6 protein-coding genes are annotated in these 9,240 nt (G+C 60.0%); 3 read left to right on the top strand and 3 right to left on the bottom strand.

Translation table 11 applies throughout. The features are described from left to right. Nucleotides 1-310: 310 nt before the first annotated feature. The 3 genes from KIH75_RS09505 (at nucleotide 311) to KIH75_RS09515 (ending at nucleotide 6,579) form a co-directional block, all read left to right on the top strand. Nucleotides 311-3,235, top strand: a complete 2,925-nt coding sequence (locus KIH75_RS09505; protein WP_219056472.1) for a glycoside hydrolase family 3 protein — start codon at nucleotides 311-313, stop codon at nucleotides 3,233-3,235. A 346-nt stretch (nucleotides 3,236-3,581) separates the two neighbouring features. Further along, nucleotides 3,582-6,011 carry a beta-glucosidase GluB gene (gene gluB / locus KIH75_RS09510; RefSeq protein WP_219056473.1) on the top strand — a complete coding sequence of 810 codons (2,430 nt, stop codon included), beginning with the start codon at nucleotides 3,582-3,584 and terminating at the stop codon, nucleotides 6,009-6,011. Continuing rightward, entirely contained in the window at nucleotides 6,004-6,579 is a 576-nt protein-coding gene (locus KIH75_RS09515; protein ID WP_219056474.1) for a GtrA family protein, read from the top strand. Before gluB ends, KIH75_RS09515 begins: the two co-directional genes overlap by 8 nt. A gap of 148 nt (nucleotides 6,580-6,727) precedes the next feature. On the opposite strand, the gene KIH75_RS09520 is transcribed toward KIH75_RS09515, so the two are convergent. From KIH75_RS09520 to KIH75_RS09530, 3 genes are all read right to left on the bottom strand, one after another. Continuing rightward, entirely contained in the window at nucleotides 6,728-8,122 is a 1,395-nt protein-coding gene (locus KIH75_RS09520) for a sensor histidine kinase (RefSeq protein ID WP_236028232.1), read from the bottom strand. Beyond that, entirely contained in the window at nucleotides 8,119-8,835 is a 717-nt protein-coding gene (locus KIH75_RS09525) for a LytR/AlgR family response regulator transcription factor (protein ID WP_219056475.1), read from the bottom strand. Before KIH75_RS09525 ends, KIH75_RS09520 begins: the two co-directional genes overlap by 4 nt. Before the next feature lie 33 nt (nucleotides 8,836-8,868). Further along, the coding region (locus KIH75_RS09530; RefSeq protein WP_219056476.1) for a hypothetical protein at nucleotides 8,869-9,240 on the bottom strand (372 nt) is incomplete at its 5' end.

Raw genomic sequence — 9,240 nt, forward strand, 5'->3', positions numbered from 1 at the left:
CGAACGAATGGTCGAACCGCCGCTACCTGGACATGTCCCGGCTCGATGACAACCTCGTGGAAGCGAACTGATCATCGCGCCATGGACGGCCATGATCCAAAGTGCGCAACTTTTCGGGCACTACCACCATATGCAATTCAAGCATGTAAAATAATCGAATTCCGATATTGGTTCGGATACCGCGAATTCCGCAAAATGAGGGTTATCCGCAGCGTCCGCAGTACAGGAACGCAAGTGATTGCAACGTTTGCAGTCGCTTTCCCGCGTCGAAGCGGGAGGAGAAGCTGAAGAAACCAAGGAAGGAATCATCATGCTTGAAATCAACATGGATGATGTGATTGCGGTCATCCAATCAATCCGGCCGCAACTCATCGCGATCGCGGTGGCGCTGGTACTCGGCATCATCGTGACTGCAGCCGTCAACAGGAAAACCGTGGCAAACCAGGCCGTGCGCAAACTTGTGCACAGCTCCAGCTGGGTGGTCGTCGCCGTCGCGGCCATCGTATCCGTCAGCATGATGCTCACCGGTCCGCTCAACAGCATGATCACCATGGCCACCGCCACGAAGCACGAGCTGACACAGAAAACCATCGACAAAACCAACAAGCTCGCCGTCGACATCGAACGCGAAGGCATCACCCTGCTGCAGAACAACGACAACATGCTGCCGATCAGCGACGCGGGCAAAATCAACGTGTTCGGATGGGCATCCACCAATCCGATCTACGGCGGAACGGGCTCCGGCGCGCTGTCGGACGCATACGACACCACATCGCTGCTCGACGGCCTGCACGACGCCGGCTTCACAACCAACAGCGAACTGACCAAGTTCTACACCGACTATTCCACCACTCGCGGTGAAATCGGCGTGACCGCCGCCGATTGGACGCTGCCGGAACCGGCCGCCAGCACCTATTCCGATACGCTCATCTCCGACGCCAAGAACTTCTCCGACACCGCCATGGTCGTCATCGGGCGCGTCGGCGGCGAAGGCCTCGACCTGCCAACCGACATGAACGCCAAAGACGTGACCTACCACGACAATTCCTCCGACTATCAGGACTTCCCGAAAGGAACCCACTATCTCGAACTCAGCCAGTCCGAAAAGGACATGATCGACCTGGTTGCCAAGAACTTCGACAACGTGGTGCTCGTCTACAACGGCGCCAATGCGTTCGAAATGAACTTCGTGAACGACTACCCGCAGATCAAGTCCGTGCTGTGGGCCCCGCACCCGGGGCAGGCTGGCTTCGAAGCGCTCGGTGAAGTCCTCTCCGGCACAACCAACCCGTCCGGCCGCACCTCCGACACGTTCCTCACCGACCTCACCCAGAATCCGTCGTGGAACAACTTCGGCAATTTCGAATACGACAACGTCAAGGAATTCGAAGTCGACTCCGCGCGAGGCGTGCGATTCCCACACTTCGTGAACTACAACGAAGGCATCTACGTGGGCTACCGCTGGTATGAGACGGCCGCCGACGAAGGCGTGATCGACTACGGCAAAACCGTGCAGTACCCGTTCGGATACGGTCTGAGCTACACCACGTTCGACCAGAAGATGAGCGACGTGAAGTACGACACCAAGTCCGGCAAGATCACCTTCAACGTGACCGTCACCAACACCGGCGACACCGCGGGCAAGGACGTGGTCGAGGTCTACTACAACCCGCCGTACACCAACGGCGGCATCGAAAAGGCCAGCGCGAACCTGGTCGACTTCGAAAAGACCAAGGAACTCAAGCCGGGCGAATCCGAAACCGTCAAGGTCGAATTTGATGACGACGACATGGCCTCCTACGACTACCAGAAAGCCAAGGCCTACGTGCTCGAAGCGGGCGACTACCGAATCTCCATCAACTCCGATTCGCACAACGCCCTCGACAGCAAAACCGTCACCGTGCGCGACACCATCACCTACAACAGCGAAAACAACACCCACAACGGTGACAACATCGTAGCCACCAACGTGTTCGACGACGCCAACGGCGGACTCACCTACCTGAGCCGCGCCAACCATTTCGCCAACCGCAAGGAAGCGCTCGCAGGCCCGACCGACTACAGCATGTCCGATGAGGTCAAGTCCGGCTTCTACAACGTGGGCAACTACGATCCGACCAAGTTCGACGACAATTCCGACAGCATGCCGACCACCGGCGCCAAGAACGGCATCCGCCTGGCCGACCTGCGCGGCGTCGACTACGACGATGCCAAGTGGGATCAGCTACTCGACGAACTGACCTTCGACGATATGGACGCCCTGATCGCCAATGCCGGCTACCAGAACGCCGCGGTCAAGTCGATCGGCAAGATCCGTCTCTCCGACGTGGACGGCCCGGCCGCGCTGAAGGACAACTTCACCGGCGTCAGCTCCATCGGCCTGCCCTCCAACATCGTCCTCGCCTGCTCCTGGAACAAGGATCTGGCGAAGGAGTACGGCGAAACCATCGGCGACATGGCCCGTGAGATGCAGGTTTCCGGCTGGTACGCACCGTCCGTCAACCTCCATCGTTCACCGTTCGCAGGCCGTAACTTCGAATACTTCTCCGAAGATCCGGTACTGACCGGCGACCTGTCCACCCAGCAGGTGCTTGGCGCGGCCGACCGTGGCGTGTACGCCTTCATCAAGCATTTCGCGCTCAACGAGCAGGAAACCCAGCGCAACGGCCAGCTGTGCACATGGGCCAACGAACAGTCCATCCGCGAACTGTACCTGAAGCCGTTCGAAACCGTCATCAAAGCCGACGGCGACGCGCAGGCCGTGATGGGATCCTTCAACTACATCGGCAACACCTACTCCAGCGCCCACACCGGCCTGAACGAAACCGTGCTGCGCGATGAATGGGGATTCAAGGGCTTCGTGGAAACCGACTATTTCTCCGGCACCAACTATGCCTACCAGACCGCCGACCAGGCGATCCGCGGCGGAACCGATGCCATGCTCGCCACCACCGACACCACCAACCATGTGACCGACCGCAGCGCGACATCCGTCATCCAGATGCGTCGGGCGGCCCACAACATCCTGTACACGGCAGCCAACAGCTGGCGGTACGCGGATGGCGAGCCGGATGATCCGACACCGGTGTGGAAGATCGTCATGATCACCTCGGACGTGGTGCTGGGCGTGCTGCTCGTCGCCCTTGAAGCGCTCGCCATCAAGCGTTTCCTGGATCGACGCAAGGCGCTGGCGGCAGCCGGAACCAAGGAATCCACCACCCCGGGCGCCAAGTAGGAACAGCGCCCCGACACGAACCGCAGGCGAATCCGGTAGCCGATACGGCCACCGAAGCGGACCCGAAGGAAACCGGGTTCGCCTACGGCCCCCGCGGCGGCCATTCCGGCAGCCGCACGCCGCCGCAGGTGCCAACAGCAGGTGCCGCAAGCCAGTAAAACCAGGCCGACCGATTGTGCGAGCAGAACGACAAGTTGTGTAATACGGCACCGATCGGATGCGAACGGCTGATTCAATCAAACTAGCGGCGGATGACCACAAGCGATGCAGCCAAGGGCATCCGAGACACGAACAGCGCAGGTCCGGGAGACCAAGCGAGTCGAAAGGGTATTGCAAGGGAGAACCAATGGAACTCGAAGAACTTTCCGTGGCTGAGAAAGCCGCAATGCTTTCCGGCGGATCCGAATGGGATTCGCGAGGCAACGACCGCGCCGGCATTCCCAGCTTCGTCATGAGCGACGGCCCCCACGGTGTACGCCGCCAGCTCGGCGAAGGAGACCATCTCGGCCTCGGCGCATCCAAGCCCGCCACCTGCTTCCCGACAGCCGGCACCGTAGCCAACTCCTGGGATCCGGCGCTCGCCGAGGAAATGGGCGAGGCGCTCGGCAAGGAAGCGCACGATCTCGACGTGAACGTGCTGCTCGGACCGGGCATGAACATCAAACGCAATCCGCTGTGCGGACGCAACTTCGAATACTATTCCGAAGATCCGGTCGTCGCCGGCCGTATGGCGGCAGGACTCATCCGAGGCATCCAAAGCAACGGCATCTCCGCATGTCCGAAGCATTTCGCCGTCAACAGCCAGGAACTGCGCCGCCAAGCCAGCAACTCCGTGGTCGACGAGCGAACCATGCGCGAACTGTACCTGACCGGTTTCGAAATCGCAGTGCGCGAAGCCAAGCCGATGACCATCATGACCTCCTACAACGAGATCAACGGCGTTTACGCGCATGAGAACAAGCACCTGCTGCAGGACATCCTTCGCGACGAATGGGGATTCGACGGCATGGTCGTCTCCGATTGGGGCGGTTCCAACTCCGCCGTCGCAGCCGTCAAAGCCGGCGGATCGTTGGAAATGCCGTCGCCGGGCTTCACCTCCGTACGCGAGCTGGAAGGCGCAGTCAAGGCGGGAACCCTTTCCGAAGCCGATATCAACGCGCGCGCGGCCGAAGTCGCGGCCGTCGCCAACGCGACCAAACTGGTCGGCGTTGGGCGCAACGATCTGCTCAAAGACACCATCATCGCGGCCCATCACGCCGTCGCACGCAAAGTCGCGGAAAACTCCAGCGTGCTGCTGAAAAACGACCATGCAACCCTGCCGTTCAAAGCGGGAACCCGCGTCGCCGTGATCGGCGATATGGCCGCCACCGCACGCTACCAGGGATCCGGATCCTCCAAGGTGAACGCCACCAAGGAAGAGAACATCCTTGACGAGGTCAAGAGCGCCAAAAGCCTCATCTTCGCCGGTTACGAACAGGGGTACGACCGCCAAGGCAAGCCGGATCGCGCGCTTATGGAGGACGCCGTCGCGCTCGCAGGCAAGGAAGGCGTCGATGTGGCGCTTGCCGTCGTCGGTCTTGACGAGCGCAGCGAATCGGAAGGCCTTGACCGTTCCACCATGGCGATTCCCCAGGCGCAGAACGAGCTGGTCGAAGCGCTGAAGGGCGCCGGCAAGCCTGTTGTGGTCGTGCTCGTCGCCGGTTCCCCAGTGGAACTGCCGTGGATCGATGACGTGGATGCCGTGCTGTACGTGGGTCTGTCCGGTCAAGCGGGCGCTTCCGCAACCGTGCGTGCGCTGACCGGCGAAGTTAACCCCTCCGGTCATCTGGCCGAAACCTGGCCGGTGCGTTACGAGGATTGTCCCAGTTCCGGCTGGTATCCGGCAATCGGCCGTGACGCGATCTACCGTGAAGGGCCGTTCGTCGGCTACCGCTATTACGAGACCGCCGGGGTTCCGGTGCGTTTTCCGTTCGGCTATGGCCTGAGCTATTCCCACTTCACCTACAGTGCGCTGACAGCCAGCGAGAACGGCGTCGATGTGATGGTCAACAACGATTCCGACGTCGCCGGTTCCACCGTCGTGCAGCTGTACGTGCGTGGGCCGCAAGGTGGTGTGCTGCGCCCCGACCGCGAGCTTAAGGGATTCGTCAAGGTCGAATTGGGCGCGCATGAAAGCAAGAGCGTGCATATCGATTTTGACCGTTACACCTTCCGCCATTTCGACGTTTCCGGCAACGCGTGGAAGACGGAATCCGGCGAATGGACGCTGATGGTCGGCGACAACGCCGAAAACCTGCTGCTTACGATTCCGCACACCGTCGCAGGCGATGTCGATGCGATTGCCGCGGACGCCGCGCTCGGCCACTATCTCGACGGCCATGTGAAGGAGGCGACCGATGTCGAAATGGCCGTGCTGTTCGGTCATAACGTGGTTGCTCCGGGCAAGCCGGTGACGTTCGGCACGAACGATCCGATCATGTCGTGGGCGGATTCCAAAGGTTTCGCGGCACGCACCATCGCCAGGACGCTTACCAAGCGGGAAGCCAAAATCCGGCAGAAAACCGGCGCCCCGGACCTCAACACCCTGTTCATTCTGAACATGCCCCCGCGAGCCATGAGCAAGATGACCCAAGGCATGGTCGATTCCGCGATGGTCGACGCCATCGTCAACATCGCCAACGGGCACACCTTCCGCGGATTGGGCGGCGTCATCGCCGGCTTCTTCCGCAACCAATCCGCAAACAAGCGCACCGCAAAGGAGCTGAGCAATGACTGATAACAACGCAACGCAGTCGGTCGAGAACATCGGTCCGATTCGTAGGTGGATCAAGGATCATCCGAACATTTGGGAATTCATCCTGTTCAACGTGCTGTCGAACATCTCCACCATCACCCGTTTCGTGGTGACATGGATCGGCACGGCCGTGTTCATCAGCGGCATGGGCCTGACGCAGCCGTTCCACTTCCTGATCTTCAACTACGACACCAAAGGCAACGGTTTGGGCGGATTCCTGACCTTCCTGCTCGCCGAGGTGCTCGCCCAGGTGGTGAACTTCTTCGTGCAGATGAAGTGGGTGTTCAAGTCGGATTCCAGCTTTAAGGATGCCGCTTGGAAGTATGTGATCCTCGCTGTGGTCATCGTGGTCGTGAACCTCGTGCTGCCCGGCTATGTGACCGGCCTGTGCCAGGGCTGGGGCATGAACGCCGGCATTGCGGGCACCATCGCCTCCGTGGTCAACACTCTGCTGGCCGTGATCGTGAGCTATCCGCTGCTCAAGTTCTGGGTCATGCCGAAGGGCAAGGATTCCAAGGGCTCCAAAGATTCCAAGGAGGCCGCCAAGTAACGTTCATCGACTTCTGACTTCTTTCCCCTTTCTCTTCCCCTCAACCCGCCCGGTTTCCTCTTCCCCGGGCGGGTTTTCCTATGCGTCGGCCGCAGTGCCGCCGGGCTGGGACCAAGGCGTGGGTGCCAAGGCGTGGCTCACCGTGCGGTTACATGCTCTTGGAACCGTTGGCGCGGGGAATGAGCGCGGTCAGAATGAACCAATGGTCCTCGGTGCGGATCGTCACCTCGCCGCCGTACTGCTGCGCGATATGACGGATCGATTTCACGCCGAACCCGTGACGATGCCGATCGTCGCGTTTGGTGGTACGCAGATTGCCTTCCGCATCCTTCTTCAGTGCGGAATCGAAATAATTCTCAACACGGATGACGGTGAACCCGTTCTGCTCGTACAACGCGAGTTTGATCAGACGCTGTTCGCGGTCCGGCAGTTTCGACGTCGCCTCGATCGCATTGTCGAGCGCGTTGCCGAACAGCGACGCGATATCCATCGACGACATGCCGCTCAGCAGCGAACCGTCGGCGACCGCAGTGAGGGTGATGCCATGATCGGCGCATGTGCGCTCCTTGGTGGTCAGGATGACGTCGAGCACGGGATTGCCGGTATGCTGCTGCGCGCTGTAGCGTTGCACCGACCGCTCCAACTGTTCGAATCCGGCCGCCGCATGTTCCGGATCGACTTCGGCGCGCAATGCGGTGATCTGATGCTTCAGATCGTGCGCGAGACGCCCAAGTGATTCGATGTTCTCCTTCGATTGCAGGTATTCCTGATGCTGGCTTTCCAGCTGGGCGTTGATCGAAGCGAGTTCCTCGTTCGTTTCGATGCGGCGGATCTGTTCCTGCTGCGCGTAAAGAATCGCGAATCCGCAGAAATCGACCAGTGTGCGGATGTAGAAGACCTCCTGGCCAACCGAGCCGGAGAACGGCGTATTCGTGGAAACGAAGCTCAGATTGCTCATGGCGAACGTGACGATCATGATGGCCATCGTCGCGATCGCGGCGGAAGCGGTCGGCAGGGTCGGAGCGGTCTGGCTGAAATTACCGCGTTCCACCAGCCAAGCCAAACCGAAGCACAACGTATACGTGACGATCAGCAGTATGATCGCACGCCACTCGTAATCGCCGAAACCGTCATGTGCGCCGAAGAACGTGACGATCTGCCAGTGCAGCGACGCTACCAACTCGCCCAACACGAACGCGCGCGCCGTAATGTACAGGCCTTCGCGTTTGCCGGTGCCGGCGCCGAGCAGAATCATCGCGTACATGCATGCGAAAGCGAGCAGCATGCCGATGATCCAGAACCAGATCGGCATACTGCCGTCGAAATACTGCACCGCCACCAGCAGGGCCAAACCGGCGATGCTGACGATGATCGACCGGCGCGGCGGAACGCGTCGGTACAGTACCGCGATATACACCACGCATGCGGCCCATTCGCAGATTGCGGTGTAGGAACGGGGAATGTCGGGAAGCGCGTTGGTGATCGGCGTCGTCACCAGCGGCGATGCCGTGTGCAGCATGTCCGGCAGCATGGTGCCAATCATCTGCCACCTCCCATATAGTCGGTCAGCGCGCTCATGAACGCCTTTTTGCGCGGCCGGCTTACGCGCAGCCGTTCGCCGTTCGACAGCGTGCAATCCTGGTCGGCTATGCCCGTCACATGCTGAAGATTCACCAGATAGCAGGAATTCGAGCGGAAGAAATTACGCTCGGCCAGCCGGGCCTCCATATCCTTCAACGTGCCGGTGATGGACAGTTTGCCTTCCAAGGTGTGGATGACGATGGTGTGCCGGATCGATTCGAAATACAGGATGTCGGCGAGATTCAAGCGCGTTTGGCTGCCATTCGTTTCGATGAGCATGGAGTCGTCGCCGTTGCGGCGCACCATGTCGATCGATTTCCTGAGCTCTTGGGAGAACGCGAACCAGGGTAGCGGCTTGAGCAGGTATGAGAGCGCCCGGACTTCGTATCCGTTGATCGCGTATTGCGGTGCGGCGGTGATGAAGATGATCACGACCTTATCGTCGCGTTTGCGAATGCGACGTGCCGCCTCCATGCCGTCCATTTCGCTCATTTCGATGTCGAGCAGGAGGATGTCGTAAACCGGAGTGTAATGCTCGACGATTCTGGCGCCGTCGTTGAATACGGTCACGGTGAACTGTTCTCCGGTCTCGCTCTGGTAACGGTTGAGATAGTCGAGTGTCAGTTGGCAGCTTGCGGGATCATCTTCGACCACGCCGATTCGTATGGTGCGCACGCGGAACCTCCCTGTTTCCTTCTTCGTATGTTCTTATTTTCCCGCTAAACGGCGATAACGCATTGCAAGACGCGGCTGGGTTTGTTTTTCTGGCATGAAGACCTGCGATGGGAGCCATGCGACACGCGCGGTCGTGTCGTTTTCCGTGTTTTTCCGGATTGTTTTCCGGTTGTTCGGGGTGCCGTCCGTGTGTTTCCGCCTGGTTTTCCCTTGTTTCGTCCCGTTTCCGACACGCCGACGAACCCCAGTGTTTCCAAGGGGTTGGGGGTGTTTCCGTGGGTCCGGGTTTGCGTGGGTTCGGGTTTTGGTGTAGGTTTTTCTCTTGCTGCTCGGCGCGGCGCGGTTCCCCTCCTGAAGGGCGGATGGTTCCGGGTCGGTGCGGTGGTGGTTTGAGAACTCAAGAGC

This window comes from Bifidobacterium pongonis, from assembly GCF_019331805.1.
GTDB lineage: Bacteria > Actinomycetota > Actinomycetes > Actinomycetales > Bifidobacteriaceae > Bifidobacterium > Bifidobacterium pongonis.

Bases quoted from the DNA above. Each gene is read 5' to 3' on its own strand.
- KIH75_RS09505 (WP_219056472.1), top strand. From the start codon at position 311: ATGCTTGAAATCAACATGGATGATGTGATTGCGGTCATCCAATCAATC.
- gluB (WP_219056473.1), top strand. From the start codon at position 3,582: ATGGAACTCGAAGAACTTTCCGTGGCTGAGAAAGCCGCAATGCTTTCC.
- KIH75_RS09515 (WP_219056474.1), top strand. From the start codon at position 6,004: ATGACTGATAACAACGCAACGCAGTCGGTCGAGAACATCGGTCCGATT.
- KIH75_RS09520 (WP_236028232.1), bottom strand. From the start codon at position 8,122: ATGATTGGCACCATGCTGCCGGACATGCTGCACACGGCATCGCCGCTG.